Annotated in this window: 32 protein-coding genes and 1 pseudogene; 24 read left to right on the forward strand and 9 right to left on the reverse strand. The window is 57.3% G+C overall.

Annotated features, from left to right (window positions below):
• The 8 genes and pseudogenes from JHD62_RS22550 to JHD62_RS10050 all read left to right on the forward strand — a co-directional run.
• Window positions 1-152, forward strand: a pseudogene (locus tag JHD62_RS22550) (chemotaxis protein CheV); the annotation flags it as partial.
• 51 nt (window positions 153-203) lie between these two features.
• A complete protein-coding gene (cheY, locus tag JHD62_RS10020) occupies window positions 204-593 on the forward strand; it encodes a chemotaxis response regulator CheY (RefSeq protein ID WP_082696246.1) in 390 nt (129 codons plus the stop codon).
• 54 nt (window positions 594-647) lie between these two features.
• On the forward strand, window positions 648-1,388 hold the full coding sequence (cheZ, locus tag JHD62_RS10025) for a protein phosphatase CheZ (RefSeq protein ID WP_199102772.1): 741 nt from the start codon (window positions 648-650) through the stop codon (window positions 1,386-1,388).
• Between the two features lie 43 nt (window positions 1,389-1,431).
• Complete coding sequence (locus JHD62_RS10030) at window positions 1,432-3,336, forward strand: chemotaxis protein CheA (RefSeq protein WP_199102773.1); 1,905 nt, start codon at window positions 1,432-1,434, stop codon at window positions 3,334-3,336.
• 24 nt (window positions 3,337-3,360) lie between these two features.
• The gene (locus JHD62_RS10035) at window positions 3,361-4,584 is read left to right on the forward strand and encodes an EAL and HDOD domain-containing protein (RefSeq protein WP_199102774.1); all 1,224 of its coding nucleotides are present in this window, start codon (window positions 3,361-3,363) and stop codon (window positions 4,582-4,584) included.
• A 32-nt stretch (window positions 4,585-4,616) separates the two neighbouring features.
• Window positions 4,617-5,285, forward strand: coding sequence for a tRNA (adenosine(37)-N6)-threonylcarbamoyltransferase complex dimerization subunit type 1 TsaB (tsaB, locus tag JHD62_RS10040; protein WP_199102775.1), 669 nt, complete (start codon window positions 4,617-4,619; stop codon window positions 5,283-5,285).
• Entirely contained in the window at window positions 5,282-5,719 is a 438-nt protein-coding gene (gene rimI / locus JHD62_RS10045; protein ID WP_199102776.1) for a ribosomal protein S18-alanine N-acetyltransferase, read from the forward strand. The genes tsaB and rimI overlap by 4 nt, the downstream gene beginning before the upstream one ends.
• The gene (locus JHD62_RS10050) at window positions 5,716-6,558 is read left to right on the forward strand and encodes a uracil-DNA glycosylase family protein (protein WP_199102777.1); all 843 of its coding nucleotides are present in this window, start codon (window positions 5,716-5,718) and stop codon (window positions 6,556-6,558) included. Before rimI ends, JHD62_RS10050 begins: the two co-directional genes overlap by 4 nt.
• Before the next feature lie 21 nt (window positions 6,559-6,579).
• On the opposite strand, the gene JHD62_RS10055 is transcribed toward JHD62_RS10050, so the two are convergent.
• The 3 genes from JHD62_RS10055 to rpmB form a co-directional block, all read right to left on the reverse strand.
• Window positions 6,580-7,293 (reverse strand): type 1 glutamine amidotransferase, encoded by a 714-nt coding sequence (locus tag JHD62_RS10055; protein WP_199102778.1) that lies wholly within the window; start codon window positions 7,291-7,293, stop codon window positions 6,580-6,582.
• 237 nt (window positions 7,294-7,530) lie between these two features.
• Entirely contained in the window at window positions 7,531-7,686 is a 156-nt protein-coding gene (gene rpmG, locus JHD62_RS10060) for a 50S ribosomal protein L33 (RefSeq protein ID WP_028453358.1), read from the reverse strand.
• Window positions 7,687-7,720: 34 nt separating this feature from the next.
• Window positions 7,721-7,954 carry a 50S ribosomal protein L28 gene (gene rpmB / locus JHD62_RS10065; protein ID WP_011137003.1) on the reverse strand — a complete coding sequence of 78 codons (234 nt, stop codon included), beginning with the start codon at window positions 7,952-7,954 and terminating at the stop codon, window positions 7,721-7,723.
• Window positions 7,955-8,222: 268 nt separating this feature from the next.
• Here rpmB and JHD62_RS10070 point away from each other — a divergent pair, with 268 nt between their 5' ends.
• The 5 genes from JHD62_RS10070 to JHD62_RS10090 all read left to right on the forward strand — a co-directional run bounded on the left by JHD62_RS10070 (window position 8,223) and on the right by JHD62_RS10090 (window position 14,277).
• Complete coding sequence (locus JHD62_RS10070) at window positions 8,223-9,863, forward strand: CTP synthase (protein ID WP_045847410.1); 1,641 nt, start codon at window positions 8,223-8,225, stop codon at window positions 9,861-9,863.
• A 2-nt stretch (window positions 9,864-9,865) separates the two neighbouring features.
• The gene (kdsA, locus tag JHD62_RS10075) at window positions 9,866-10,717 is read left to right on the forward strand and encodes a 3-deoxy-8-phosphooctulonate synthase (protein WP_045847411.1); all 852 of its coding nucleotides are present in this window, start codon (window positions 9,866-9,868) and stop codon (window positions 10,715-10,717) included.
• 105 nt (window positions 10,718-10,822) lie between these two features.
• On the forward strand, window positions 10,823-12,106 hold the full coding sequence (gene eno / locus JHD62_RS10080; protein WP_199102779.1) for a phosphopyruvate hydratase: 1,284 nt from the start codon (window positions 10,823-10,825) through the stop codon (window positions 12,104-12,106).
• Window positions 12,107-12,116: 10 nt separating this feature from the next.
• Window positions 12,117-12,407: a cell division protein FtsB gene (gene ftsB, locus JHD62_RS10085; RefSeq protein ID WP_045847413.1), complete on the forward strand. Its 291-nt coding sequence runs from the start codon at window positions 12,117-12,119 to the stop codon at window positions 12,405-12,407.
• Between the two features lie 76 nt (window positions 12,408-12,483).
• On the forward strand, window positions 12,484-14,277 hold the full coding sequence (locus tag JHD62_RS10090) for a GGDEF domain-containing protein (protein ID WP_199102780.1): 1,794 nt from the start codon (window positions 12,484-12,486) through the stop codon (window positions 14,275-14,277).
• 37 nt (window positions 14,278-14,314) lie between these two features.
• On the opposite strand, the gene JHD62_RS10095 is transcribed toward JHD62_RS10090, so the two are convergent.
• Entirely contained in the window at window positions 14,315-14,623 is a 309-nt protein-coding gene (locus tag JHD62_RS10095) for an RnfH family protein (protein WP_199102781.1), read from the reverse strand.
• Window positions 14,616-15,053 carry a type II toxin-antitoxin system RatA family toxin gene (locus JHD62_RS10100; protein WP_045847416.1) on the reverse strand — a complete coding sequence of 146 codons (438 nt, stop codon included), beginning with the start codon at window positions 15,051-15,053 and terminating at the stop codon, window positions 14,616-14,618. The genes JHD62_RS10095 and JHD62_RS10100 overlap by 8 nt, the downstream gene beginning before the upstream one ends.
• Window positions 15,054-15,231: 178 nt before the next feature.
• Between JHD62_RS10100 and smpB the strand changes: the two genes are divergently transcribed.
• The 4 genes from smpB (at window position 15,232) to JHD62_RS10120 (ending at window position 18,283) form a co-directional block, all read left to right on the forward strand.
• Window positions 15,232-15,687, forward strand: coding sequence for an SsrA-binding protein SmpB (gene smpB, locus JHD62_RS10105; protein ID WP_045847417.1), 456 nt, complete (start codon window positions 15,232-15,234; stop codon window positions 15,685-15,687).
• Entirely contained in the window at window positions 15,684-16,040 is a 357-nt protein-coding gene (locus JHD62_RS10110) for a hypothetical protein (protein WP_199102782.1), read from the forward strand. Before smpB ends, JHD62_RS10110 begins: the two co-directional genes overlap by 4 nt.
• 65 nt (window positions 16,041-16,105) lie before the next feature.
• The gene (gene guaA, locus JHD62_RS10115; RefSeq protein WP_199102783.1) at window positions 16,106-17,683 is read left to right on the forward strand and encodes a glutamine-hydrolyzing GMP synthase; all 1,578 of its coding nucleotides are present in this window, start codon (window positions 16,106-16,108) and stop codon (window positions 17,681-17,683) included.
• A gap of 231 nt (window positions 17,684-17,914) precedes the next feature.
• Window positions 17,915-18,283 (forward strand): 50S ribosome-binding protein YggL, encoded by a 369-nt coding sequence (locus JHD62_RS10120; RefSeq protein WP_199102784.1) that lies wholly within the window; start codon window positions 17,915-17,917, stop codon window positions 18,281-18,283.
• Window positions 18,284-18,370: 87 nt separating this feature from the next.
• Here the strand turns inward: JHD62_RS10120 and JHD62_RS10125 are convergent, their stop codons facing one another.
• A complete protein-coding gene (locus JHD62_RS10125; protein ID WP_199102785.1) occupies window positions 18,371-19,138 on the reverse strand; it encodes a glycosyltransferase family 2 protein in 768 nt (255 codons plus the stop codon).
• 436 nt (window positions 19,139-19,574) lie between these two features.
• Here JHD62_RS10125 and JHD62_RS10130 point away from each other — a divergent pair, with 436 nt between their 5' ends.
• From JHD62_RS10130 to JHD62_RS10140, 3 genes are read left to right on the forward strand one after another with little or no spacing between them, the layout of a single operon-like run.
• Window positions 19,575-19,889 (forward strand): YqjD family protein, encoded by a 315-nt coding sequence (locus tag JHD62_RS10130; protein WP_045847507.1) that lies wholly within the window; start codon window positions 19,575-19,577, stop codon window positions 19,887-19,889.
• A 14-nt stretch (window positions 19,890-19,903) separates the two neighbouring features.
• Window positions 19,904-20,290 carry a phage holin family protein gene (locus JHD62_RS10135; protein ID WP_199102786.1) on the forward strand — a complete coding sequence of 129 codons (387 nt, stop codon included), beginning with the start codon at window positions 19,904-19,906 and terminating at the stop codon, window positions 20,288-20,290.
• 1 nt (window position 20,291) lies between these two features.
• Window positions 20,292-20,570, forward strand: a complete 279-nt coding sequence (locus tag JHD62_RS10140) for a hypothetical protein (RefSeq protein WP_199102787.1) — start codon at window positions 20,292-20,294, stop codon at window positions 20,568-20,570.
• Window positions 20,571-20,610: 40 nt separating this feature from the next.
• Here the strand turns inward: JHD62_RS10140 and JHD62_RS10145 are convergent, their stop codons facing one another.
• Window positions 20,611-21,531, reverse strand: a complete 921-nt coding sequence (locus JHD62_RS10145; protein WP_199102788.1) for a hypothetical protein — start codon at window positions 21,529-21,531, stop codon at window positions 20,611-20,613.
• Window positions 21,532-21,658: 127 nt separating this feature from the next.
• Here JHD62_RS10145 and tadA point away from each other — a divergent pair, with 127 nt between their 5' ends.
• The 3 genes from tadA to JHD62_RS10160 are packed head-to-tail and all read left to right on the forward strand — an operon-like array spanning window position 21,659 to window position 23,476.
• Entirely contained in the window at window positions 21,659-22,405 is a 747-nt protein-coding gene (tadA, locus tag JHD62_RS10150; protein ID WP_199102789.1) for a tRNA adenosine(34) deaminase TadA, read from the forward strand.
• A gap of 46 nt (window positions 22,406-22,451) precedes the next feature.
• The gene (locus JHD62_RS10155; protein ID WP_199102790.1) at window positions 22,452-23,057 is read left to right on the forward strand and encodes a L,D-transpeptidase; all 606 of its coding nucleotides are present in this window, start codon (window positions 22,452-22,454) and stop codon (window positions 23,055-23,057) included.
• Window positions 23,058-23,062: 5 nt separating this feature from the next.
• The gene (locus JHD62_RS10160) at window positions 23,063-23,476 is read left to right on the forward strand and encodes a DUF2721 domain-containing protein (protein WP_045847426.1); all 414 of its coding nucleotides are present in this window, start codon (window positions 23,063-23,065) and stop codon (window positions 23,474-23,476) included.
• Window positions 23,477-23,654: 178 nt separating this feature from the next.
• On the opposite strand, the gene JHD62_RS10165 is transcribed toward JHD62_RS10160, so the two are convergent.
• Window positions 23,655-24,407 (reverse strand): class I SAM-dependent methyltransferase, encoded by a 753-nt coding sequence (locus JHD62_RS10165; RefSeq protein ID WP_199102791.1) that lies wholly within the window; start codon window positions 24,405-24,407, stop codon window positions 23,655-23,657.
• Between the two features lie 287 nt (window positions 24,408-24,694).
• On the reverse strand, window positions 24,695-25,147 hold the full coding sequence (locus JHD62_RS10170; protein WP_199102792.1) for a YaiI/YqxD family protein: 453 nt from the start codon (window positions 25,145-25,147) through the stop codon (window positions 24,695-24,697).
• A 198-nt stretch (window positions 25,148-25,345) separates the two neighbouring features.
• Between JHD62_RS10170 and JHD62_RS10175 the strand changes: the two genes are divergently transcribed.
• Window positions 25,346-26,494, forward strand: coding sequence for a PP2C family protein-serine/threonine phosphatase (locus JHD62_RS10175; RefSeq protein WP_199102793.1), 1,149 nt, complete (start codon window positions 25,346-25,348; stop codon window positions 26,492-26,494).
• Window positions 26,495-26,504 lie beyond the last annotated feature (10 nt).

Here is a 26,504-nt window from a genome sequence, read left to right on the forward strand (position 1 = left end):
TCCGCTTCAAAGGCATCCCGGTTATCATGCATTCCTCGCTGTCGTCCAATGCCAACAAGGCGATGGGTTCCAGCGTGGGGGTGGATGCCTATGTTGCCAAATTCGACCCGGCAATCCTGGCTGAAACTTTGATTCCATTTCTGCAGAGGTAACCGTTAAAATCAACGGCTCAATGGAATACCGACATTTCAGGACCTACCCAGATGCCAGATAAAAACATGCGCTTCCTCGTTGTGGACGACTTCTCGACCATGAGACGCATCGTACGCAACCTGTTGAAAGAGCTGGGCTTTACCAATGTGGACGAGGCCGAAGACGGCCAGGTCGCCTTGCACAAGCTGAAAACGCAACATTTCGACTTTATAGTTTCAGACTGGAACATGCCCAACATGACGGGCATCGAGCTGCTCAAGGCGGTCCGTGCCGACCAGCAGATCAAGCATCTGCCCTTCATGATGATTACCGCCGAAGCCAAGCGGGAAAACATCATCGAGGCAGCCATGGCCGGTGCCAGCGGCTATATCGTGAAGCCGTTTACCGCGGCCACGCTGGAAGAAAAGATGAACAAGATCTTCCAGAACATGAACAAGTAAAACCAACAAACAGAGCAAAAACACTTGCCTGGTCAGTCCTGAGGAGAGGCTATCGTGCCGGATCACATTCTGGAAAGTGGAGATTCCCCGGATCTGGAAGCACTGTTCGACAGCATTGCCGCCAGTCAGCAAAAAGACGCTGACACCGCCAGCAGCCCTGTCGGCACGGTGGCAAACACGGCGGAACAAAACCCTGCCGTGATGTACGAGCAGATCGGCCAGCTGACCCGCAAGATGCACGATGCCTTGCGTGATCTGGGCTATGACAAGTCGCTGGAAAAAGTGGCGGATGCACTGCCGGATGCCAAGGACCGCTTGAGTTATATCGCATCCCTGACCGAGAGCGCTGCTGAACGTGTGCTCAATGCCACCGATCTGGCCAAGCCTTATCAGGACGAAATCGAAAGCCGGGCCCGCGCCTTGACGGCCCGCTGGGAACAGCTGTATGCCAATCAGCTGTCCATTGCCGAATTCAAGAATCTTGCCGAAGACACGCGCCAGTACCTGGGACAGGTACCCAAACAGACGCAAGCCACCAATGCCCAGTTGCTGGAAATTGTGATGGCGCAAGACTTTCAGGATTTAACCGGCCAAGTCATCAAGAAAATGATGGACATGGTGCATATACTGGAGAAGGAACTGGTGACCTTCCTGATCGAGTTCTCGCCGGACTCGAAAAAGGCAGGCCTGGACAATAACCTGCTCAACGGACCAGTCATTAATCCGGAAGGCAGGACAGACGTGGTTTCCAGCCAACAGCAGGTTGATGACCTGCTGGAAAGCCTGGGCTTCTGAACAATAGCGGTGAACGTGTTAGCGGCATAAGCGGGGTGAGAATATGAGCGATTTTGGCGGCATGGAAGAACTGCTACAAGACTTCCTGATGGAATCCACCGACCTCTTGTCCGACGTGGACAACAAGCTGGTGGAACTGGAAAAGCGTCCTGAAGACAAGGCGTTGCTCAACGACATTTTCCGGGGGTTTCATACCATCAAGGGTGGTGCCGGCTTTCTGAACGTCGGCCCGATGGTCAACCTGTGCCATCGCACGGAAAACCTGTTCGACAAGCTGCGTAACGGCGAGCTGCACATCACACCGGAAGTGATGGACGTCATTCTGGACGCTACCGGTATCGTGCGCGACATGTTTGGCACGCTCGGCCAGGGATTGATGGTTGCCGAAGCTGATGCCGATGTGCTGAATGCCCTGGATGCCGTACTGGCAGGTCAGACTCCGACCAAAGCAGGTGCTGAAGAGCCTGCCCCCGCAGCTGTCAGCAGCCCGGCGGCGGCACCGGCTGCTGCAGATGGTCCGGACTGGAATGCACTGCACCAGGCCATCGTGCCGCAAGCTGCCCCGGCCAGCGCAAGCCCGGCCCCGGCTGCTACCCCTGCGGTTCCGGCTGCGGCAGCGCCTGCAGCCGCCCCTGCCCACGAACTGATCACCGCCGCCGAGCACCTGCCGGCCGTCAAGCAGCCTCCCAAGCCGGTTGCCAACAAGCAGCCCAGCAGCGCAGGCAACAGCAGCGGCCCGCAGGAAAATACCATCCGTATCGACACGGTGCGTCTGGACATGGTGCTGAACCTTTCCGGCGAAATCGGCCTGACCAAGAACCGTCTGACCACCCTGCGCACGGAAATCCTGCAGGGCAATCGCGACGGCAATACCCTGCGTTCGCTGGATGAAGCCATCAGCCAGCTGGACCTGCTGGTAGGCGACCTGCAGAACGCAGTGATGAAAACCCGCATGCAGCCGATTGGCCGCCTGTTCCAGAAATACCCGCGTTTGGCACGTGACCTGGCCCGTCAACTGGGCAAGGAAGTCGAACTGGTACTGTCCGGTGAAGAAACCGAGCTGGACAAGACCATGATCGAAGACCTCAACGATCCGCTGGTTCACCTGGTGCGCAATGCAGTTGACCATGGTGTCGAGTCGCCGGAAGAACGTATTGCTGCCGGCAAGAAGCCGCAATCGCTGATCCAGCTGACTGCCGAACAGGTGGGCGATCACATCCAGATCGAAATCACCGACGACGGCAAGGGCATGAACCCGGACGCCCTGCGTCGCAAGGCCATCGAAAAAGGCCTGATCGATCAGGAAACCGCCAACGGTCTGGACGAGAAGCAGTGCCTGCAGCTCATCTTCATGCCAGGCTTCTCCACCAAGGACCAGATCTCCAGCGTTTCCGGCCGCGGTGTGGGCATGGACGTGGTGCGTACCAACATCCAGAAGCTCAATGGCCGCATCGACATCAATTCGCTACCGGGCGAAGGCACCCGCATCAGCATTTCGCTGCCGCTGACGCTGGCCATTCTGCCGGTGCTGGTGGTGCGTGCCTGCAACCAGCCGTTTGCCGTACCGCTGGCCATGGTGCGCGAAATCATCACCATCGACCCGAATGCCATCCAGGAAGTTTCGGGCAAACCCACCATCGTGGTGCGTGATGAAATCCTGCCGCTGCGTACCCTGGCTGGCCTGCTGGGCTGGGAACCCACCCAGAAGCCCTACTTTGGCGTGCTGATGCAATCGGCCGAGAAGTCCTTCATTCTGGCCATCGACTCCTTTGTCGGTCGGGACGATGTGGTCATCAAGCCGCTGCAGAACATTCGTCCGAAGGGCGTGGCCGGTGCCACCCTGTCTGGCGATGGTTCGGTGGTTCTGGTACTGGACATGGAAGACCTGCTCAGCTCCAGCGACGGCACCAATGGCCAAGTCAGAACTTCGGAGCTGATTTCCGTATAAAAAAACCAAGACTGGCAAGCTTTAATGACCACTCAATGCGCCTTCATCGGAAGGCAAACGGTTCTCAACCGCAACCAGCAGCTCATCGGGTATGAGCTGCTTTTTCGTGCAAGCAAGGAAGCCAGTTCAGTCGGCCCGCACAGCGAACTGCAGGCCGACACTGACGTGCTGGTCAATACCCTGAACAATATGGGTACCAGCTGGCTGATCGGCAACAAGCTGGCTTTCATCAATGTCGGCGAAGCCATGCTGACCAGCGACTTTCTGGAACTACTGCCACCACGGCGCGTCATCCTGGACATCGCACCGGATATTTCGCCCTCCAGTGAGCTGCTGTCGCGCGCCCGCCATTTGCGCTCGCTGGGTTTTGGCATTGCTCTGGATGATTTCAGTTTCGAAGCGCAATCGGCTGCATTTCTGGAATTTGCCAATTACGTAAAGCTAGACATCCAGAATCGCGACCCCAATCACTTTCAGGTGCTGGCTGCCCGCTTGCGCAGCTATCCGGTCATCCGCATTGCCGAGCGCGTGGAAACCCACGAGCAATACCATCTGTGCAAGGAACTGGGCATGGATGGCTTCCAGGGTTATTACTTTGCCAAGCCGGAAACCCTGTCGGCCAAAGTGATTCACCCAACCTTCAGCAATGCCCTTGAACTGCTCAACCTGTTGCGGATGGATGCCGACCTGCGCAAGGTGGAGCAGATTCTCAAGCGCGATGTCGCCCTGTCCTACAAGCTGCTGCGCTATGTGAACTCGGCTGCGGCCGGCCTGAACACCACCATCAGCTCCTTCTCGCACGCAGTCACGGTACTGGGCTACAAAAAGCTGTACCGCTGGCTCACCCTGCTATTGGTTACCGCATCCGACGATGGACGCGCACCACCGGCACTCCAGAAAACTGCCGTCACACGCGGCCGCCTGATGGAGCTTCTTGGCGCGGAGTTGGGCATGAGTCCGGACGATTGCGACAACCTGTTCATTGTCGGCATGTTCAGCCTGCTGGACGTATTGTTTGACATGCCGATGAACGCCATTCTGGAACATCTGCAATTGCCGGTTTGCATCATCGAAGCCCTGGCCGCCCGCAAGGGCCGGATGGGCATGCTGCTGCAACTTACCCAGTCTTGCGAAGATGGCCAGCTCAACGGTGTGGAAGCCCTGTGTCAGCAATTGGGCATCAGTCCGGAACAACTCAACCAGTCCCACGTTGCCGCACTCGCTTGGGTGGAGGATCTGGGCTTATAATTGCCAGCCCTTCAGCCGGTCAGCACATCTCGATGAAACTGTTAGCCATAGACACTTCCAGCAGTTATTTGTCTCTTGCCCTCAGCCTGGATAATCAGTTACTGAATTTCCATGAAGAAATGGGACAAAAGCACGCCGAGCGCACGCTGCCGGAAATCCAGCGACTGCTGCAACAGGCTGACATCGGCTTGAGCGATCTGGATGCCATTGTTTATGGCCAGGGCCCCGGCTCGTTCACCGGGCTGCGCATTGCCTGCGGCCTGGCTCAAGGACTGGCATTTTCCGCCGGACTGCCGGTCATCGGCATCCCCACACTGGATGCCGTTGCCCAGCAAAGTGCTGCCGAGCGGGTACTGGTCTGCCAGGATGCCCGCATGCAGCAGGTTTACTGTGCCAGCTACCAGACCGGGCCGACATGGCAGCGGCTGACCCCCATTACCCTGCAAGACCCGCAAGACGTCACCTTGCCAGATGGCATCACCATGCTGGCAGGAGATGGCTTCCCCAATTATCCGGCACTGCTGGCTACCCAGCGCGACAGCACACGGCACAGCGGCATTCTCCGCGCCGATGCACGCGCCCATATTGCGCTGGCCCTTAGCGGTCGCTACCCGCAGCAGCACCCCAGAGAAGCCGAGTTGCTGTATGTGCGCAACAAGGTGGCTCTCACATCCGTCGAACAACAGGCCTTGAAGGGATGAGCCAGGTTTCGCGCCAGCAAGCTGTTAATGCCGAACAGCTGGCACAACTGGAAGCGACCGCCACTGCACATGGCTGGAGTGCACGTCATTACCAGGACTCCATCCAGGCAGGACATGTATTTTATGGCCTGGACCAGCAGGCCCTTGGCTGCGCCGTCGTCATGCCGCTGCTGGACGAAGCCGAACTGCTCAATATCTTCATTGCAACCGGACAACAAGGCCAGGGCCTGGGTTTTACCCTGCTGACCGGTCTGATGCAAGACCTGAAGCAACACGGCTGCACCAAATTGTTTCTGGAAGTCCGCGCCAGCAACCTGCCGGCCCGCAAGCTTTACAACCGTTGCGGCTTTCAGGAAACCGGCATGCGCAAAAACTACTACCGGTGCGCCAATGGCGAACGCGAACACGCCATCCTGATGGAGGCCGTGCTATGAATCGCAGCCGTTTCATCCAGCAAGCCATGGGCCTGGGCCCCATCTGGGAATCCCGCGAGGGCTGGTTTACCGATCATCCGGCAGAAATCGCCAGGCATGCGCTGATACAAGCCAGCCACGACACGGCCATGGCCGAGCTGCACCACCCCGAGATTGCAGTGCCAGCAGCACCCGTCCAGGTGCAGCCGATGGTAGCCTTGCCTCAGGAGCAGGACAGCCCGTCGCCAGCATCGCCAGTCACAGCGGAGCCCCCTGCTGCCATCAACACAACCGACAGCCTCCCCGACTGGGCGCAACTGGAACAGAACGTTGCCAATTGCGAACGCTGTACCCTGTGCCGCACGCGCACCCAGACCGTATTTGGCCGCGGCAATCCCAAGGCACGCTGGATGCTGATTGGCGAAGCCCCCGGAGAGCACGAGGACAGACAAGGCGAGCCCTTTGTCGGCAAGGCCGGACAACTGCTGGACAATATGCTGGCCGCCGCTGGTCTGGATCGCGACCGTGATGTCTACATTGCCAACGTCCTTAAATGCCGCCCGCCGGGCAACCGCAACCCGGCACCAGAGGAAATCCTGGCTTGCCAGGGCTATCTGCAACAACAGATTCAGCACGTCCAGCCCGTGCTGATTGTGGCGCTGGGGCGCTTTGCCGTGCAGACCCTGCTGCAAAGCGAACAAACCATTGGCAAACTGCGCGGCCAGGTCCACCAGTACCAAGGCATTCCGCTGATTGCCACCTATCACCCGGCTTACCTGCTACGTAATCTGCCTGACAAGGCCAAGGCATGGCAGGACATGGTGCTGGCCAAAAAAACCTATGCGCATCAGGCTGGCTGATCCAGCCTGTTACCGCAGCACTCAGCCATACGCACCCTGCAGCCAGCGGCGATAGATGGCATCCGCCTGGGCATGACTTTGGGGCATGCCAGCATCCAGGGAGGCAGCAATCGCGTCGACGGACATCACGCTGGGCAAATCATGCCCGTCTATTTCCTGATAACCCACCTGCAACCATTTGCGAATCATCGGTGCTTTCACTTCACAGTGGAACTGCATGCCCAGATGCTTGCCCGCATACAGAAACGCCTGATTGCGGCAAAAGACACTACTGGCCAGCAAGCTGGCACCAGCAGGCAAGGCAAAGGTATCGCTGTGCCACTGGAACACGCGCAGCGCTTGCCTGTCTCCAAACCACTGCGCAGCCACTGCGGCAGCCGCAGGCTGCAAATCAATCCAGCCGATTTCGGGAATCTCCGCCTTGCTGACTTCGGCACCCAGTGCCAGCGCCAACAATTGCCCGCCAAGGCAGTGGCCAATCACCGGCACATCCGCCGCCACGGCGCGACGCAAGAATTCAATCTCAGGCAGGATCCACGGATGCTCTGCCACATCATGCACACTCATCGGCCCGCCAAAACTGGCCACACCGGCATAGTCACAGACATCCGGAGGCAAGGCATCACCGGCATAAACTCTGAAAATGCGTGATGGAATTCCGGAACGATTCAGGTAATCAAGAAAATACTCCGGGCCATCCAGCGCAACATGCTGAATGATGGCAATGGGCTTCATGGCTATTCCTCTGCACAGTCCGGCTCGCACCCGGAAATGATCATAAAATTACACATCCTGAAAATATATCCCAAAAATATCAATATATGGAATTTTATTTGATCAAAAACAAAGAGAGCAGCAAGAAGAGCAGCAAGAAGAGAAGGAAGGAAGGAAGGAAGTGCACAAAAGGCAGGCAATAAAAAACCCTTCTCCGTGCACCAGAGAAGGGCTCTTCGACGTTACTGAAAATCAAGCTTACTTCAGCTTGGTTTCCTTGTAGATAACGTGTTTGCGGGCAACGGGATCAAATTTTTTGATCTCCATTTTTTCCGGCATCGTGCGCTTGTTCTTCGTAGTAGTGTAGAAGTGGCCAGTGCCGGCGGTGGATTCAAGCTTGATTTTATCGCGCATTGTATTACCTATCTGTCGCTATCTAGAGGACCGCTTAGATCTCGCCACGAGCGCGCAGATCTGCCAGCACTACATCGATACCAACTTTATCGATAGTACGCAGTGCAGCGTTGGATACGCGCAGGCGCACCCAGCGGTTTTCGCTTTCTACCCAGAACTTGCGGTACTGCAAGTTCGGCAGGAAACGACGTTTCGTCTTGTTGTTGGCGTGGGAAACATTGTTCCCGGTCATCGGACGTTTGCCGGTGACTTTGCAAACACGCGCCATGTTAACACTCCCAAAACCGGTAAAAGCTGGCTTTATACCATGAAAAAAGCCAGCGATTCAAGCATGATGCGCACTTTCCGTGGAAAGCACGATCTCGTATATGAAACAGTCGGGGCGTATTGTAACGGAATTACCACAAACTGGCGAGCACAAGCTGAAATCAGACCGAACAAGTGTTGCATTCATTGTTGCAACAAGGCGCGCCATGGCGGTTCAAATCCAAGCGATTTCAGGTTAAAATCCCGGATTCCCATAGAGCCGTAATTCCATGACCAAGTATATCTTCGTAACCGGCGGTGTGGTGTCTTCCCTGGGGAAGGGCATCGCCGCTGCGTCCATTGCTGCCATTCTTGAGTCGCGCGGGCTGAAAGTCACCATGCTGAAGCTCGACCCGTACATCAACGTCGACCCGGGTACCATGAGCCCCTTCCAGCACGGTGAAGTATTCGTGACCGAAGACGGCGCAGAAACCGACCTCGACCTTGGCCACTATGAGCGCTTCATCAAATCCAAGATGAAGAAGAGCAACAACTTCACCACTGGTCAGGTTTACGAATCCGTGATCACCAAGGAGCGCCGTGGCGACTACCTGGGTGGTACCGTGCAGGTCATTCCGCACATCACCGACGAAATCAAGCACAAGGTGCATGAAGGCGCGGGCGATGCCGACGTGGCCATCGTCGAAATCGGCGGCACCGTGGGTGATATCGAGTCCCTGCCCTTCCTGGAAGCCATCCGCCAGATGCGCTCCAACCTGGGCCGCAAGAACACCATGTACGTGCATCTGTCCTACGTGCCGTTCATTGCCACCGCAGGTGAAATCAAGACCAAGCCGACCCAGCACTCGGTAAAGGAACTGCGTGAAATCGGCATCCAGCCGGACATCCTGCTGTGCCGCATGGACCGCGAGCTTCCGGCCGATGAAAAGCGCAAGATCGCCCTGTTCTGTAATGTCGAAGAAAACGCCGTCATCGGCTGCTACGACTCGGACTCCATCTACAAAGTCCCGGCCATGCTGCACGAACAAGGCATTGACGACATCATTACCGAACACATGCAGCTGGACATCCCGCCGGCTGACCTGTCGGTATGGGCTGGCATCATCGACGCCATCGAACATCCGGAACAAACCGTCAACATCGCCATGGTCGGCAAGTATGTTGACCTGACCGAATCCTACAAGTCGCTGTCGGAAGCCCTGAAGCACGCCGGCATCCACACCCGTTCCGATGTCAACATCATCTATGTCGATTCCGAAGACATCGAGCGTGACGGTGCCGAATCGCTGAAGGACATGGATGCCATCCTGGTACCGGGCGGCTTCGGCAAGCGTGGCGTGGAAGGTAAGATCAAGGCCGTCAAGTTTGCCCGCGAGAACAACATCCCTTACATGGGTATCTGCCTGGGCATGCAGATTGCACTGATTGAATACGCGCGTGATGTTGCCGGCCTTGCCGGTGCCAACTCCACCGAATTCGACCTGGATACCGACTATCCGGTCGTCGCCCTGATCGACGAATGGGTCAATCACGACGGCAAGATCGAGAAGCGTGACGAAAACTCCAATATGGGCGGCACCATGCGTCTGGGCGGCCAGCACTGCGATCTGGTAGAAGGCTCTCTGGCAGCACGCGTTTATGGCTCCACCGACATCGTCGAGCGCCATCGTCACCGCTACGAAGTGAACAACTACTACGTACAACGCCTGGAAGCAGCCGGACTGACCATTTCCGGCCGCTCCGCCGGTCATGAAAAGCTGGTGGAAACCATCGAGCTGAAAGACCATCGCTGGTTCTTTGCCTGCCAGTTCCACCCGGAATTCACCTCTACCCCGCGCGATGGCCACCCGCTGTTCAAGGCCTATGTGCAGGCAGCCATCGACTACAAGGCTGAAAAGCAAGGGAAATAAGCATGAAACTGTGCGGATTCGAAGTCGGCCTGAACCAGCCCCTGTTCCTGATTGCAGGTCCCTGCGTCATCGAAAGCGAACAGATGGCACTGGACACCGCCGGTCAGCTGAAAGAAATTACCAGCGAACTGGGCATCAACTTCATCTACAAGTCGAGCTACGACAAGGCCAACCGGTCCTCCGGCACCTCTTTCCGTGGCTTTGGCATTGATGAAGGCCTGCGCATTCTGGACGAAGTAAAACGCCAGATCGGCGTTCCCGTCTTGACCGATGTGCATGCCGAGAGTGAAATCGCCCAGGTTGCCAGCGTGGTGGATGTGCTGCAGACCCCGGCTTTCCTGTGCCGCCAGACTGACTTCATCCGCGCCGTTGCCCAGTGCGGCAAGCCGGTCAACATCAAGAAGGGGCAGTTTCTTGCTCCGGGCGACATGAAAAATGTCATCGACAAGGCCCGCGCCGCCGCACTGGAAGCCGGTTTGCCAGAGGACAGTTTCATGGCCTGCGAGCGTGGCGTATCGTTCGGCTACAACAATCTGGTATCCGACATGCGCTCGCTGATGATCATGCGTGAAACGGCCTGCCCGGTAGTCTACGATGCCACCCACTCGGTGCAGCTGCCTGGCGGTCAGGGCAGCTCTTCCGGTGGTCAGCGCGAATTCGTGCCGGTTCTGGCACGCGCTGCCGTTGCTGCAGGCATTGCCGGCATTTTCATGGAAACCCACCCCAACCCGGCATGCGCCATGTCCGATGGCCCGAATGCCTGGCCGCTGGGGCGGATGAAAGAACTGCTGGCCACGCTGCAGCAGCTGGACCGCCTGGTCAAGCAAGGCGGCTGGCCCGAGCATTCACTCTGAGTCTGGTTGCAGTCCGAGTTGTGGTAGCAAGCATTCTTCAGCCCGCCAACATGGCGGGCTGACAGTGATACGGTTAACCAAGCAATGCAATTGAAGGGGACAAGTATGAGTTCGATCATTGACGTAGTAGCCCGCGAGATTCTCGACTCCCGTGGTAATCCGACTGTTGAAGCCGATGTACTGCTGGAATCCGGCGTAATGGGCCGCGCAGCCGTACCGAGCGGCGCCTCCACCGGCGAGAAGGAAGCACTGGAACTGCGTGACGGCGACAAGAGCCGCTACCTGGGCAAAGGCGTGCTGAAAGCTGTTGAAAACATCAATACCGAAATCTGCGAAGCCATCATCGGCCTCGACGCTGCAGACCAGGCCTTCATCGACAAGACCCTGATCGAACTGGACGGCACCGAAACCAAGTCCCGCCTGGGTGCCAACGCCATGCTGGCCGTTTCCATGGCTGTTGCCCGCGCAGCTGCTGAAGATGCCGGCCTGCCGCTGTACCGCTACCTGGGTGGTGCCGGCCCGATGGCCCTGCCGCTGCCGATGATGAACGTGATCAACGGTGGTGCGCACGCCAACAACACCCTGGACATCCAGGAATTCATGATCATGCCGGTTGGTGCACAAACCTTCCGCGAAGCCCTGCGCTGTGGTGCCGAAGTGTTTCACAACCTGAAAAAGCTGTGTGATGCCAAGGGTTACGCCACCACCGTGGGTGACGAAGGCGGTTTTGCCCCGAACCTGGCCAGCCACGAAGATGCCATCAAACTGATCCTGGAAGCCATTGACGCCGCCGGTTACGTACCGGGCCAGGACGTGATGCTGGCTCTGGACTGCGCCTCTTCCGAATTCTACAAGGACGGCAAGTACCATCTGACCGCCGAAGGCCTGCAACTGACTTCCGCGCAGTTTGCCGACTACCTGGAAACCCTGGTCAACAACTACCCGATCATCTCCATCGAAGATGGCATGAGCGAACATGACTGGGAAGGCTGGAAGATCCTGACCGACCGCCTGGGCAAGCGCATCCAGCTGGTGGGCGACGACGTATTCGTCACCAACCCGAAGATCCTGGCCAAGGGTATCGAAGCCGGCATCTGCAATTCGCTGCTGGTGAAGGTAAACCAGATCGGCACCCTGTCCGAAACACTGAAAGCGGTTGACCTGGCCAAGCGCTCCAGCTATACCAGCGTCATGAGCCATCGTTCCGGCGAAACCGAAGACAGCACCATTGCCGACCTGGCAGTTGCCACCAACTGCATGCAGATCAAGACCGGTTCCCTGTCCCGCTCCGACCGCATGGCCAAGTACAACCAGCTGCTGCGTATCGAAGAAGAACTGGGTGATGCTGCCTGGTTCCCGGGTCGTGCTGCTTTCTATCACCTGAAGTAAGCTTGAATCCATGCGCTGGCTGACCCTGACACTGGTAACCCTGCTGATCGCCTTGCAATGGCCCTTGTGGTTTGGCAAGGGGAGCTGGCTCAGGGTCTGGCAGCTGGACAAGCAACTGCAGGAACAGCGGGCTGTCACGCAAAAGCTGATAGCCCGCAACGCAGCCCTGGATGCCGAAGTTCGTGACCTGAAGCAAGGAACCGATGCAATTGAAGAGAGAGCACGCAACGAACTTGGTATGATCCGCAATGGTGAGGTATTTTTCCAATTACTGGATCCGGCGACTGCGACAAAACATTGACTAAGCCAGTCCAAACCGTCACCTTCCTGAACTAAAAATAACTATGGCTGGCTACAAAACTTCCAGGGTTTGGTCAATGACAACACAGAATCCGATAGAGGTTGCACGGGAAACGCTCAAACAGCTGAGTCTGCGCAAACTGCTACCAACACCGGAAAATTTCGAGCGCGTCTATCACGAGCTCACGCAAACTCCCGTTGAGCGAGACAACAAGCTGGGTACCCAGCTATTGCGTGCTCTGGAAACCATTCCGGCTGAATCACCGCAAACCAAGACACTGCTGCTGCGCATCAAACAGGCCACCGACGAATCCCGTTGGGAACTGTTGCCGCAGCTGGCCATCGATTTTCTCAAGCTGGCACTAAGCCAGACCAACCTGTCCCAACCCTGGGGCAGCCTGATCCAGAACCTGATCCGTAGCTGGGACTTGCGTCTGCCCGACCTGCCCCAGCATCACAAGCAAGCGGCACTGGAAAGGGTACTGATCAACTTCGGCAACCAGCCGGAAGAACTCAATCTCAAGCTATCCGCCCTGGTGCGCAACTGGAGTGCGCCCGCCAGTCAGCGCGACCCCATTGACGTACTGGACGCAGGTGGCGCACTGACAGACACCCCGGCCGAATCCACCAGCCAGCCATCCAGCAACAGCAGCAGCTGGCCGCTTTGGCAGCGTACCCTGGCGTTTGCCCTCAAACACGGCCTGGAACCGCGACTGATCAGCATGCCGGACATGGGTGAGTCACTGGAAGCCCTGATTCGCGAGCTCGATCAGGTAAGCGACGATGCCAGCCTGAATGTCTACATGCCCAAGCTGCGCAGCTTCATGCTGAAGCTGGAACTGCAAACCCAGCAAGAAGGCCGCCTAGTTTCCGGCCTGACCAACCTGCTGCGTCTGCTGCTGGACAATGTGGCCGAGATCAATCGCTCGGACGATTATCTGGTTGGACAAGTCCATTCTCTGCAGGAAGTCCTGTCGCACCAGCCGCTGTCCATGCAACAGGTTTACCAGCTGGAAACCAGCCTGAAGGAAGTGATCCGCAAGCAAGGCATGCTCAAAAGCACGCTGGATGAAGCCACCAGCTCCTTGCGCACCTTGCTGGACCGTTTCATTTCGCGCCTCGCGCAAATGACGGATTCGACTGACGACTTCCACAGCAAGATCAGCAAGCATAGCGAAAAGCTGAAAAACACCAGCAATGTCGAGGAACTTGGCAGCGTGGTCTCCGCGCTGATGGAAGACACCTCGCTGATGCAGCTGGATCTCACCCGCTCCCGCGACGAACTGCTGGCGGCACGCGAACAGGTAGAAGCAGCAGAACAACGCATCACCGAACTGGAAAGCGCGCTGGAAGCTGCCAGCGCCAAGGTCAAGGAAGACCAGCTGACCGGCGCCTACAACCGTCGTGGCCTTGCCGAACATTTCCAGCGCGAAATCAGCCGTGCCGAACGCACCAATAGCGACCTGAGCGTCGCTCTGATCGATGTCGACAACTTCAAGCAACTGAACGACCGCTACGGCCACCTGACAGGGGATGACGCGCTGAAATACCTGGTGGACGTGATGAAGCACAATATGCGTCCTGCGGATATCGTCGCACGTTTTGGCGGGGAGGAATTTGTCGTTCTTATGCCGGACACCCCGGTGGATGAAGCCATCGACACGGTACAACGACTGCAGCGCGAACTGACACGCACCTTCTTCATGGCCAATAACGACCGCCTGGTCATCACCTTCAGTGCCGGTATTGCCAAATGGCATCTGGGAGAACAGGACATCGAAGTCATCGAACGTGCCGACCAGGCCATGTACCAAGCCAAAATCAGTGGCAAGAACCGCGTGATTTCCGCCGAACCGAATCGGCTAATTTGAACAAAGCCAAAAAAAACCGGGGATATCCCCGGTTTTTTCATTCTCCGCCGCCCTTGCTCATGCCCTTGCCGGCCTCGGCCCGCTGCCGACGCACAGCCTTCGGGTCGGCCTGCAAGGGGCGATAGATTTCCACCCGGTCGCCGGCACGCAACACCGTTTCCGGCTTGATGGCCTTGCTGAAGATGCCCAGCTTGAGATTGTTGCTGTCCACCATGGAAAACTGCGCCAGTATGCCGGACTGTTGCACCGCCTCGATGGCAGTACAGCCAGCAGCCACCTCCAGCGACACGATGCTCTGCCGCTGCGGCAAGGCACAGGCCACCTCCACCGTAAACCGCTCAGTCATCGCCATACACCTTGTCGGCATGCTTGATGAAAGCATCCACCAGCGTACCGGAAATATGGCCAAACACCGGGCCGATCACTTTTTCCAGCAACTTGCTGGAAAACTCGTAACGCAAACTGAACTCCACCTTGCAGCCAAAATCCCCCAAGGGCGTAAACTGCCACAAACCCTGCAAATGCTGGAAAGGCCCCTCCACCAGCTCCATCAGGATGCTCTCCCCGTCACGCAGGGTATTGCGCGTGGTGAAATGCTGACGGATTTTCAGGTAATCGATATGCAGGCTGGCCACCTGCTGATCACCCTCACGTGAGTGCTCCTCCGCCTTGGCACACCAGGGCAGAAAACGCGGGTAATTCTCTACCTTGTCCACCAGCGCAAACATTTGCGCCGGGGTATGGGCAACCAGAACTTTCTTTTCAACAACCTGCATGGGACAAGCGCACACTGTGCAAAATGGTTCAAGCCCAGCAGTTTACCAAAAGCCATCCGCCCTGTCCGGCCCAGCCTTCATGCAGCAGACAAGCCGCTGATTTTCAGGAATTTTGGCCTGCGGCCAGCTTCTGGTAGAATAGCCGATTCCCATTCAATGCCACGGAAACCTCAGGCGCATGAGCATCATCCAGAACCGCAAAGCCTTCCATGACTATTTCATCGAGGAAGAACTCGAGGCCGGGCTTGTGCTGGAAGGGTGGGAGGTCAAGGCCATCCGTGCCGGACGCATCCAGCTGAAAGAAAGCTATATCGACTGGAAAAATGGCGCTTTCTGGCTGATTGGCTGCCATATCACCGCCCTGCAGTCCGCTTCCACCCACGTCAAGCCAGACCCGGTACGCCCGCGCAAACTCTTGATGTCACAATCCGAGATCAACCGTTTCATCGGCAAGGTGGAACGTGCCGGCTACACCATGATGGCGCTGGACCTGCACTACAGCAAAGGCAATATCAAGGCCCAGGTTGGCCTGGCCAAGGGCAAGAAGCTGCACGACAAGCGTGACTCGGAAAAAGACCGCGAATGGCAGCGTGAAAAGCAGCGCCTGATGAAAAACCAGCGAGGTGGTGCATGAAAAAAAGTGCCGCGCTGCCCATTGCGCTGATTTGCCTGGGTGCGGTCTGGTTTCTGAAAAGTACCGCACTACTGCCCAGCACCAGCACCCTGTTGGCACTGTTGCTGATCATTGCTGGCGTGCTGCTGGGCCTGCTGGACGGGCTGAACAAATCCACCCTGGTCAGCTGCCCGCTGCTGATCTATGCCGGAGCCGCCATCTACCTGCGTGACAATATGGGACTACACTTGAGTCATCTGTTGTCGCTGGGCATGGTCCTGGCCGGTCTCTTGATGCTGCTGTCGCGTAGCGACCGAATTCCGGAGCGCAACGCACGCTGGCGCTCCCTGCCGGACCAGCATGACCTGCGCTGAAACGGCAAACCATTTACTCATTGAACGACAGGCCCACGGGCCAACGGAACCTACCAAGGACAGGCATGGACAAGATCCTCATTCTCGACTTCGGCTCTCAAGTTACCCAGTTGATTGCCCGCCGCGTACGCGAAGCTCACGTCTACTGTGAGCTTCATTCGTTTGACATGCCGATTAAAGAAATCCGTGCATTCGGCCCCAAGGCCATCATCCTGTCCGGCGGCCCCAACTCGGTGTACGAATCCGACTACCAGGCAGACCCGGCCCTGTTCGAACTGGGCATCCCGGTACTGGGCATCTGCTACGGCATGCAGTTCATGGCGCAAAGCCTGGGTGGCAAGGTAGAAGCCGGTGACAAGCGTGAATTCGGCTACGCCCAGATCCAGGCCCGCCATCACTCCAAACTGCTGGAAGGCCTGCAAGACCATATCGACGACGCCGGCAACGGCTTCCTGGATGTGTGGATGAGCCACGGCGACAAGGTTACCGCCCTGCCGGCCGGCTTCCATGTCATTGCCGAAACCCCGTCCTGCCCCATCGCCGCCATGGCCGATGAGGACCGCGGCTACTACGGCGTGCAATTCCACCCGGAAGTCACCCACACCAAGCGCGGCACCGAAATGATCCATCGCTTTGTGCTGCACGTGGCGGGTTGCAAGCCCAGCTGGACCATGCCCAACTACATCGACGAAGCGGTAAAGAAGATCCGTGAACAAGTCGGTGATGAAGAAGTCATCCTCGGCCTGTCCGGTGGTGTGGACAGCTCGGTTGCGGCTGCGCTGATTCACCGCGCCATCGGCCCGCAACTGACCTGCGTCTTCGTTGATCACGGCCTGCTGCGCCTGAACGAAGGCAAGATGGTGATGGAAATGTTTGCGCAGAACCTGGGCGTTAAGGTCATCCACGTGGATGCCACCGAACAGTTCATGAGCAAGCTGGCCGGCGAAACCGATCCGGAAAAGAAGCGCAAGATCATCGGCGGCGAGTTCGTGGAAGTATTCCAGGCTGAATCCAACAAGCTGACCAATGCCAAGTGGCTGGCCCAGGGCACCATCTACCCCGACGTGATCGAGTCCGCCGGTGCCAAGACCAAAAAGGCCCACACCATCAAGAGCCACCACAATGTGGGTGGCCTGCCGGAAGACATGAACCTCAAGCTGCTGGAACCGCTGCGCGAGCTGTTCAAGGACGAAGTCCGTCAACTGGGCGTGGCACTGGGCCTGCCGCACGACATGGTGTACCGTCACCCCTTCCCGGGCCCGGGCCTGGGTGTGCGTATCCTTGGCGAAGTGAAAATGGAATACGCCGACCTGCTACGCCAGGCCGACGCCATCTTCATTGAAGAACTGCGCAACACCGTGGACGAGAAAACCGGCAAAAACTGGTACGACCTCACCAGCCAGGCCTTTGCCGTGTTCCTGCCGGTGAAATCGGTTGGCGTGATGGGCGATGGCCGCACCTACGACTACGTGGTTGCCCTGCGTGCCGTGGTCACCAGCGACTTCATGACCGCCCACTGGGCAGAGCTGCCGTACTCCCTGCTGGGCCGCGCTTCCAACCGCATCATCAACGAAGTACGCGGCATCAACCGCGTGGTTTACGATGTGTCGGGCAAGCCGCCGGCAACGATTGAGTGGGAATAAAAACCGATAAATATCAGCAGGCTACACGCTAGAAAGGCAATGCTGAGCAAGAGAACAAGCGCTGAAGTGTGCCGTGCTGCGCTACCTTGCCCATCAGGCTGCCTGGACAGAATGTGGACAGCCAGCATGTTATCCAGAGCCCGGGAAACCGGGCTTTTTCTTTACAATCTGACAATCCTTGCATTTTGCCGGAGCCACAGATGGCTGCCTGGCCACCATTAAAGGTCAATAATGAACTATCTTGTCATCCCATCCCGTCGCCGCCTTGCCAACTGGAACCGCCGCCAGCGCAAGAAACACCACGCAGGTGAATTCACCGAGTTCGGTTTTACCTTGTCCGTGCAATTTGCTGCCCCTCTGGATGAAACCGCACGGGAACAGTATGTTGCAGCCCTGATTGAACACGTTGAGGCACTGGGGCTGACGTACGGTGGCGATGAAAACAGCGGTTTCGTTACCACCTACACCAGTGGCAGTGTCACGCTGGCTCAACGGGACAGTCTGCACGCATGGGTCAGTGCCTATCCTGCCGTTGGCAGGGCGGAGGTAAGCGAATTGCTGGATGCCTGGCATGACGACAGCTGGTTCGAGGCAGTCTGAAACATTGCCAGCCCAGAACCCCAGACATGACAAAGCCGGTCAATGACCGGCTTTGTCATGTTCGAATCCACCCGCGACGCGTTGGACTCAGAGACCTGTCTCACGCCTTATCTGCAAGGCCTTCTTGTATTTGTGATGAGCAAAGCGTGCGGCATACACACCCAGAATCAGCCCGACCCGGCCATCCTTCCAGTTACCACTCTTCACATACCATTTGAAAAACGCTCCAACCGGGCTGGTCCACTGACGCAGGGCAAAGTTCTTGCGGCTACTCATGCGCGCCAGATCGCTGGCATCCAGATTGGTATACAGCTCCAGCTTGCGATTGATTTCTTCCATGGAATGGAAGGTTTGATGCTTGATGGGGAGTTCAATCCGGCCACGGCTGCGGTAGCCGACAAAGTCCTCATGCACAAGCTGCTCGGAAAGCCTCACCCGGTTTTTCTCGATAATGCGCACCGGAAAATCCGGGCAACCTACCGGGTATAAAGCGTGCACCTGCTGCCCCATTACAATCCAGTCGCGCTGGATTGCATAGGCATCGTGCTGGAATCCGCTCTGCTTGAGTTGCAGGAGGTGAGCCACCAGCTCTGGACTGGGAATCTCGTCACTATCCAGAAAGAACACGTGATCATGCCTGCATTGTTGCTGGGCAAAATCACGCTGCTGACGAAAATCATCAAACGGACGGTAGAGTACCCGGGCCCCGCAGTGTGTGGCGATGGCCACGGTCTGATCGGAACTGCCACTATCCACCACCAGCAAATCGTCTGCCAGAGGGGCAACTGCCTGCAGGATGGCAGACAAGTATTTTTCGCTATTGAAAGTCAGAACATAAATGGACAGTGGTGTCATGCCGCCTTGGTCCCATCGGAATCATCAAACCAGTGTGCCAGCTCCTCTCCGCAGGTCGAACAACACGGGCTCGGTTTGCCATACGGACAGGCTGACGCTTGTTGTCACCAGGCAGCTGCACTTGCCATGTGCATGCAAATGAAAAACCGCCTGAAATTGGGGATGTATTATCCCGATTAGCTGCAGACAGAACAAATGATATCCATAGAAAACTTGTCATCAATCCTTGAATGATCTGATATATACAATCTCATCCCGAATGAATGACCTGTGACCTTCAGGAGATGTGGCACCGCAGTATCAGGCAAACCGCCTGCATTTGACGGACTGTCGCTCCACTGATACGGTCAAAGGGCGTAATCTGTGCAGGGAACCATCCGTTCCGCATTGCAGTCTGATTTTGTTTACCCGTTTCAATTTCATCGAGGAAATCGCCATGTCCGATGCCGCACTGAATCAGGAAAAAGAACAACTGCTGGATGATGTTCGTCAGGTACTGTCCAGTACCGAGGACTTGCTGGGTGCAGCGGGTGATGAAGGCGGCGAGAAAGGCCGTGAACTGCGCAAGCGTCTGGCTGAAAATATCCGTCTGGCCAAGTCGCGCCTGCTGGAAGCCGAAAAAGTGGTAGTCGGCAAGGCCAAGGTGGCAGCCAAGGCAACTGACGACTATGTTCACGAAAACCCGTGGAAATCCATTGGCATTGCCGCTGGCGTAGGCTTTTTGCTGGGCATGCTGGTTTCACGCCGTTAAGCCGCAGCTGCTGCATGTCTGCCAACTCTTCCCGCCCGCCCCGTCCCGGCAGCTTGCGTTCGCTGCTGGGCGGGGTGTTTGCCTTGCTGCTTACCCGTATTGAACTGCTGGTGCTTGAGGCCGATGAGCAAAAGGACGCCTTGCTGTTCAGCCTGTTGTTAGGCGGGCTGGCATTGATCCTGCTCCTGGTCGGTCTGCTGTCCGCCTTGCTGCTGGTACTGGTGCTGACTCCGGACAGCTGGCGTCCCCTGCTGCTGGGCGGCCTGATGCTGTGCAGCACAGGAGGTGGTGTGGCCCTGCTGTGGCAGCTGCGCCAACGCGCCCGACGCAGCCCTTCCCCCTTTACCGATACCCTGACCGAAGTCCGCAAGGACTGGGACAGCCTGAGCGGAAAGCTTTGACATGAAACCGCAGGATCGCGCCATCAAGAAACAGCTGCTGCTGATGAAGGGAGAAGTCCTGCGCGTAAAGCTGAGCCTGGAAATGGAGCAGCTGCGCAAGCATCATCTTGGCATGGCTGGTGAAGGGTTCAAGGCCTTTGCCGATGGTGGACGTCTAGGCGGCATCCTGTCCACCCTGGCCGGGGTGCTCCCTTCCGAAGCATTGCGCCGCTGGCTGCGTCGTGGTACACGGCTGATGTTGTTATGGAAATTGGCCAGCAAGTTCTGGCCAGCACGCTGACCGCCTGGCTGATGTGCAAGACGGTCTGCAGCAGATGGTTTCAGGCCTGAACATTTACATTGCCGGCACTGCCGGCATCTGACGTCGCGCTTTCTCCCGCATCACCACCCGTGGCAAGCTGGATGCTGACACTCAACTCACCCTGGGCGTTATTGCTTCCACCTGCCAGCATATGGTCGATGGCTGCCAGATCCTGCTGACTGCCATCCAGCCACTTTTTCAGCCCTTCATCCTGCCCCTGGTTCTGCTGGCTACGCTGCTTCAGCCACTGGGCAATGGCCTTGATGCTGTTGAGCAAGGCCTGTAACTCCATATTGCCGCCCAAACCCTGATTGCCTGCACTGCCGGTACTCGCCATTGCCGCCTGCGCTGGTGCCACTGCACTGTTGTCTGATGCCGCCGTGGCAGCATCATCGGTACTGGCAACAGCACGATCGGCCTGGTCCGCGGCATGGTCGGTCTGATCACTGGAGACACTGCCGCTGCTGGTGACATTGACGCTTACTTCCATGACGGACGCCTGCCCTTGCCCGCTGGCATTGGCCACCATCTGCCGCAACTCGGCAGTGATTTGTTTCAACTGCAGGGCAATGGCACGCAAACCACCCTTGTCCTTACCTACCAGCATTAGCATCTGCCGCAGGTTTTTCACTCTCTCCTTCAGCATTTCCATGCGGTTGGCATCCAGTGGCTGACTATTGCCCTGCTTGCGTTGCTGCGCCTGTTTGAGCTGGCTGGATTGCTGTTGTTGCCACTGCGCCAGTGCCTGATGCAGCGACTGGCTGACAGCCTGCCGTGCCGGATCACTACCGGGCCAGACTGCAGGGCCGGCTGATGTGCTGCCGGATGCTGCGTCTGTCGTATTCATGACCGGGCTGGCAGCAGCAGGTGCAGATGGCTGGCGGTTCACGCGGGACCACAAGCTGGCAATACCGGATTCACTGACAGAAGGCAGGGACATGAGCTGGGTATCAAGATGGTGACCAGCATTTATCGGCATTTTTGGCCGTTTCTTTAAACAGCCATCACGAAGTTGCGGCGCGATCAGGCTAAAATAGTGATGTTTCCGTTGACCACCGCCACCTGCCATGTCCACCTTGCCAGACTCCCCGCTTGCAACACCGCCCCTGCCCCCGGCGGCAGTGCTGTGGCTGCAACAGATGGGTATTAGCTCACGGCATCAATTGCTGCAGCAAGGCAGTGTCTCGACCTTTCTGCAACTCAAGGCAGCAGGACATACCGTCACCAAACGCTTGCTGTTCGCGCTGGAAGCCGCAGCACGCGGCATACACTGGTCGGCGTTGACCGAGCTGGACAAACAGGAGCTGAACCGACAGCTGGCTGCACATCCGCCGGTTGCCATGCCGCCCGACCCGGCTACCTGCCAGCACTTCATGCAACAGGCACTGGCGCAGGCCACCCTGGCTGCAGCACAGCAGGAAGTCCCGGTCGGCGCCATCGTGGTGAAGAATGGCCAGATCATTGGCCGCGGCTTCAACCAGCCGGCAGGCCGCTGTGACCCGAGTGCCCATGCCGAGATGCAAGCATTGCGCGCGGCCGCGCTGCATGAGGGTAATTACCGACTGGACGGCTGCGACCTGTATGTCACACTGGAACCTTGTGCCATGTGCAGCGGTGCCATCTTGCAAGCCCGCCTGTCCCGGGTGATTTATGGTGCCAGCGAGCCCAAGACCGGAGCCGCCGGCAGTGTGCTGAATCTGTTTTCCCTGCCGCAACTGAATCACCATACCGCGATCTGGGGGGGCGTGATGCAAGAAGAATGCAGCCAGCAGCTCAGCAACTTTTTTGCTGCACGTCGCAAGGCGCGGGAATGAGATGATGCTCCATCTATTGTCTGTGTTGTTACTGACGAGCGCTGCCATGCTGCCAGTACAGGCGGAAGCCCTGCCACCCGATGGCAGCGTTGATGCCGCCTTTGTACTGCAGCAGCAGGCTGTGCCATTGCAAGCAACCCGTGCCAATATGCGCCATTACGGCCAGCCCTGGATACTGGTTGGCATCCGCAGCCAGAGCCTGAGCCTGTTTGATGAATGGGGTCGCCTGCAGCAACATTATCTGGTTTCCACTGCCCGGCGTGGCGTGGGAGAAATGAGCAATAGCTACCAGACCCCGCGCGGCTGGCACCATGTCTGCGAAAAACTGGGTGCTGGCGCAGAGGAAAACACCATCATTTTCCGGCGGCGGGTCACGCCATGGAAATATACGGCGGAACTGCACCGGCAATATCCTGAAAAAGACTGGATTCTGACCCGCATCCTGTGGTTATGCGGTGATGAACCGGGGAAGAACCAGGGCGGCAATGTAGACAGTTACGACCGCGCCATCTATCTGCATGGAGCGGGCGAACATGTTGCTTTTGGCACCCCGACCTCGCTGGGTTGTGTCAGGATGAAAAATCCCGACATCATCCAGCTGTTTGACCAAACGCCCAACGGCATCGACGTTTTGATAGACGAGAACTCCTGAACACCATGCATGCTGCACTGAACCTGACCACCCCGGCCCTGCTGTTCCCTGCCATTTCGCTGCTGTTGCTGGCATATACCAACCGTTTTCTCGGGCTGGCCAGCATCATCCGCAATCTGTATACCGATTACAAAGCAGAACAGAATCCCAAGATCCTGTTGCAGATCGGCAATTTGCGTACCCGTATCCAGCTGATCAAATGGATGCAGTTTCTTGGCATAGGCAGCCTGTTCCTCTGCACCATGGCCATGTTCCAGATTTACACCGGTTGGCAGCAGCTGGGCGAACTATCCTTTGGCATCAGCCTGCTGTTGATGATTGCCTCGCTGGCAACCTCGCTGTGGGAGCTGGTACGTTCATCGGATGCCTTGAACATTCTGCTGTCCGATCTGGAAGCGGAATCGCATCGCCAGCAATAAAAGCGCACGGTCGGCACAGTACGTAAAAAAACCGGCTGTGCCGGTTTTTTTCAGCTTGCTGACAAAATGATTTGCTACGACTTCACGGGCCCCGGCAAAACCGGACCTTTCCATCAAGTAACCCATTCTTCTGGGAGTAGCTCGGTTTGCTTTATGGAAGCGAGAAGCACTTCCCAGATCAGAGCGGCTTGCGTCCGGCAATGAAATGCAAGGGCATGACCACACGCCGCACGGTGGCAGCGTCTCCCCAACCCCGAGCCAGACGCTGTCGCGCATCGTTCAGCACGTGATTGCCCAGGCTCTGCACACACAGCTTGGTGGCAGACCAGGTATGGAGATAGCCAAGCAGTTGTTCCAGATTCCATTGCATGGTGATCTGGTAACGTGGCGTATCCAGCGCAGGCAGCGGCATGCCGACATGCCGGTAGCCATCCCACAGCAGTTGACTGCAGCTGGACCAGAACGGCTCGATCACCGCCCGGAAAAAGCGCATGGCGTCATCCACTTCGGGTGACACCTGGAACCAGTCGTAGCCCCAGGCGGCAAATACCCCACCGGGCTTGAGTGTGCGCTCCACCTGCGGCCAGAAGCGGGAGAAATCAAACCAGTGCAGGGACTGCGCTACGGTAATCAGGTCGAAAACGGCATCACCGTAAGGAGATTGTTCGACCGGGCACTCCAGATAGAACACATTGGCAGCACGCTCGGCCGCTTCCAGCTGGCTATGGTTGATGTCACAAGCATCAACACGGTCGAACAGCAAGGCCAGCTTGCCCGCTGCCTGCCCGGTACCGGTTGCGCAATCCCAGGCACGGTGATGATTCGACACGGCGGCCTGCAGCCAGCGAAACAGCATGTCCGGGTATTGCGGGCGATAGCGCGCATATTGCTCGGAGTGCAAATCGAAGGTGGCGATGGCACGTGTATCCATGATTGGGCTCAAATGAACACTCTCTCGGCTAGACGGTGCGTCGGACCATTCCGCAACACCCCTTGCTGGCAAGGCGAATATGATAATAGCATCACACTCGACGCCTGATACGAATTTATTTCAATTTAAAATTATTGTTTAAAAATAAGTGGATTATGAAAATAATGGCCATTTAAGGTAGCCCGTTTGGCGGGCCTGTGTACTTTATCGTCAGCGCGATCCAAAACTTGTGGAGCGACATACCGAGGACAATACCCGGCGGTGCCCATGCAGCTGACGAGTACCATTCAAGCGGTACGACCGGTAGCGAGCCAACGGTCCAGTTTGGCAGCAAATTGCTGACGATCGGCCTGGCCAAAAGGCGGGGGGCCACCACTCTGAATACCGCTGGCTCGCAAGGTATCCATGAAATCACGCATGGTGAGTTGCCCTTCTATGGTGTCCGCGGAATAGGGTTCGCCGCGAAAATTGATGGCCGCAACACCTTTGGCCAGTACTTGTGCGGCCAGTGCAATATCCGCAGTCACCAGCAGATCTCCCGCCTCACACTGTCTGGCGATTTCGGCATCAGCCACATCAAAGCCCTTGGCAACCACGATGGCGCGCAAATATGGGCTGGCAGGCAGGGCCGTCATGCGATTGGCCACGAACACCGCGCTTCTGGCAGTACGCTGTGCCGCCCGGCAGATAATGTCGCGCACCACAGCCGGGCAGGCATCTGCATCAACCCAGATGGTCATCAACATCGCTCCAGTTGAAAATAGTGCGGCAAGCCTACAACAGTCATGTCGATCTGCCCACGTTGTTTGTTAAAGTTTGCGGAATCATTGCCAAGCTAATGGCATAAACTGCCGGAGGGCTCTATAGTAGCGGGACATGCCACCGCTTATGTCACAGGCAGCGCCGTGCCCTGCCCTTTCCCACACAAGGTTTGTTGAATGACCCGCGCGCTGACCATTCTGGTTGCGGAAGACAGCCCGACATCCCGTCAGATCCTGATTGATTACATCCGGCTGCTGGGCCATACCGCCGTGGCCGTATGCAATGGCCAGGAGGCTGTGGATTACTGCATCCAGCAGCGGCCTGACGTGATTTTCATGGATGTCACCATGCCGGTGATGGATGGCTTTGCCGCCACCAGCGCTATCCGCCAGCTACTGGGCGAACACTGGATTCCCATCATCTTCCTCACTTCCTTGTCCGATCGCAGCCAGTTGCTGCGTGGACTGACCATGGGGGCGGATGACTATCTCACCAAGCCGATTGACCTGGATATTCTCACCGCCAAGCTGCATGTGCTGATTCGCATCTCTGAAATGCAACAGCGCATTGCACAAGACAGTGAGCGGCTGGAAGCGTATTACCGCATCAACGAACAAGAGCAGATGTTTGCCCAGATGGTGCTGGACAGGTTTACCCGCCGCGCCGAGCAGACTCCGCCCAATATCCAGCAGTGGCAACGTCCGGCGATGAACTTCAGCGGCGATACCATCTGCATCCGCCGCAGCCGCCCGGGGCTGGACCGCATCATGCTGGCAGACAGCACCGGCCACGGGCTGGCCGCCGCCATTTGCGGCTTGCCCGCGGTAGATACCTTCTTTGCCATGTGCGACCGTAACCTGCCAGTGCAGGAAATAGCCCGCACCATCAATCGCAAGCTGCACACCATTTTGCCGATAGGACGCTTTGTTGCTGCCGCCTTGATTGAAGTGGACTACCAGCTGCGCCGCATTGCGGTGTGGAACGGTGGCATTCCCTGTGCAATGTATGTGGACCGCGATGGCGAGGTGAAGAAGAGCTTTACTTCACGCTCGCCGCCGCTGGGTATTTTGCCGGACAGTGATTTCGAAGCCACGCTGGATTATTTCAGCTGGCAGGAGAGCGGGGCACTGGTGGTGTGCTCGGATGGCGTCACCGAAGCGAGCAATCCCGACAAGGAACCGTTGGGGCTGGATGGTGTGTTGCAAGCCATACGCGAAGCGGGTTCGCTGGACATTCAGGGCGCCATCACCCAGGCAGTCAACCGGCATCTGGCCGGGAATGAAAACCACGATGACATTTCGCTGGTGGTGGTACGCTGCGCCTGAGCGGGCGCAC

Origin of the sequence: Aquitalea sp. ASV11 (assembly GCF_016429185.1) — a bacterium.
Lineage (GTDB): Bacteria > Pseudomonadota > Gammaproteobacteria > Burkholderiales > Chromobacteriaceae > Aquitalea > Aquitalea pelogenes.

Coding starts and splice junctions, on each gene's coding strand:
- cheY (WP_082696246.1), top strand. CDS start 204: ATGCCAGATAAAAACATGCGCTTCCTCGTTGTGGACGACTTCTCGACC.
- JHD62_RS10030 (WP_199102773.1), top strand. CDS start 1,432: ATGAGCGATTTTGGCGGCATGGAAGAACTGCTACAAGACTTCCTGATG.
- JHD62_RS10035 (WP_199102774.1), top strand. CDS start 3,361: ATGACCACTCAATGCGCCTTCATCGGAAGGCAAACGGTTCTCAACCGC.
- tsaB (WP_199102775.1), top strand. CDS start 4,617: ATGAAACTGTTAGCCATAGACACTTCCAGCAGTTATTTGTCTCTTGCC.
- rimI (WP_199102776.1), top strand. CDS start 5,282: ATGAGCCAGGTTTCGCGCCAGCAAGCTGTTAATGCCGAACAGCTGGCA.
- JHD62_RS10050 (WP_199102777.1), top strand. CDS start 5,716: ATGAATCGCAGCCGTTTCATCCAGCAAGCCATGGGCCTGGGCCCCATC.
- JHD62_RS10055 (WP_199102778.1), bottom strand. CDS start 7,293: ATGAAGCCCATTGCCATCATTCAGCATGTTGCGCTGGATGGCCCGGAG.
- rpmG (WP_028453358.1), bottom strand. CDS start 7,686: ATGCGCGATAAAATCAAGCTTGAATCCACCGCCGGCACTGGCCACTTC.
- rpmB (WP_011137003.1), bottom strand. CDS start 7,954: ATGGCGCGTGTTTGCAAAGTCACCGGCAAACGTCCGATGACCGGGAAC.
- JHD62_RS10070 (WP_045847410.1), top strand. CDS start 8,223: ATGACCAAGTATATCTTCGTAACCGGCGGTGTGGTGTCTTCCCTGGGG.
- kdsA (WP_045847411.1), top strand. CDS start 9,866: ATGAAACTGTGCGGATTCGAAGTCGGCCTGAACCAGCCCCTGTTCCTG.
- eno (WP_199102779.1), top strand. CDS start 10,823: ATGAGTTCGATCATTGACGTAGTAGCCCGCGAGATTCTCGACTCCCGT.
- ftsB (WP_045847413.1), top strand. CDS start 12,117: ATGCGCTGGCTGACCCTGACACTGGTAACCCTGCTGATCGCCTTGCAA.
- JHD62_RS10090 (WP_199102780.1), top strand. CDS start 12,484: ATGACAACACAGAATCCGATAGAGGTTGCACGGGAAACGCTCAAACAG.
- JHD62_RS10095 (WP_199102781.1), bottom strand. CDS start 14,623: ATGACTGAGCGGTTTACGGTGGAGGTGGCCTGTGCCTTGCCGCAGCGG.
- JHD62_RS10100 (WP_045847416.1), bottom strand. CDS start 15,053: ATGCAGGTTGTTGAAAAGAAAGTTCTGGTTGCCCATACCCCGGCGCAA.
- smpB (WP_045847417.1), top strand. CDS start 15,232: ATGAGCATCATCCAGAACCGCAAAGCCTTCCATGACTATTTCATCGAG.
- JHD62_RS10110 (WP_199102782.1), top strand. CDS start 15,684: ATGAAAAAAAGTGCCGCGCTGCCCATTGCGCTGATTTGCCTGGGTGCG.
- guaA (WP_199102783.1), top strand. CDS start 16,106: ATGGACAAGATCCTCATTCTCGACTTCGGCTCTCAAGTTACCCAGTTG.
- JHD62_RS10120 (WP_199102784.1), top strand. CDS start 17,915: ATGAACTATCTTGTCATCCCATCCCGTCGCCGCCTTGCCAACTGGAAC.
- JHD62_RS10125 (WP_199102785.1), bottom strand. CDS start 19,138: ATGACACCACTGTCCATTTATGTTCTGACTTTCAATAGCGAAAAATAC.
- JHD62_RS10130 (WP_045847507.1), top strand. CDS start 19,575: ATGTCCGATGCCGCACTGAATCAGGAAAAAGAACAACTGCTGGATGAT.
- JHD62_RS10135 (WP_199102786.1), top strand. CDS start 19,904: ATGTCTGCCAACTCTTCCCGCCCGCCCCGTCCCGGCAGCTTGCGTTCG.
- JHD62_RS10140 (WP_199102787.1), top strand. CDS start 20,292: ATGAAACCGCAGGATCGCGCCATCAAGAAACAGCTGCTGCTGATGAAG.
- JHD62_RS10145 (WP_199102788.1), bottom strand. CDS start 21,531: ATGTCCCTGCCTTCTGTCAGTGAATCCGGTATTGCCAGCTTGTGGTCC.
- tadA (WP_199102789.1), top strand. CDS start 21,659: ATGTCCACCTTGCCAGACTCCCCGCTTGCAACACCGCCCCTGCCCCCG.
- JHD62_RS10155 (WP_199102790.1), top strand. CDS start 22,452: ATGCTGCCAGTACAGGCGGAAGCCCTGCCACCCGATGGCAGCGTTGAT.
- JHD62_RS10160 (WP_045847426.1), top strand. CDS start 23,063: ATGCATGCTGCACTGAACCTGACCACCCCGGCCCTGCTGTTCCCTGCC.
- JHD62_RS10165 (WP_199102791.1), bottom strand. CDS start 24,407: ATGGATACACGTGCCATCGCCACCTTCGATTTGCACTCCGAGCAATAT.
- JHD62_RS10170 (WP_199102792.1), bottom strand. CDS start 25,147: ATGACCATCTGGGTTGATGCAGATGCCTGCCCGGCTGTGGTGCGCGAC.
- JHD62_RS10175 (WP_199102793.1), top strand. CDS start 25,346: ATGACCCGCGCGCTGACCATTCTGGTTGCGGAAGACAGCCCGACATCC.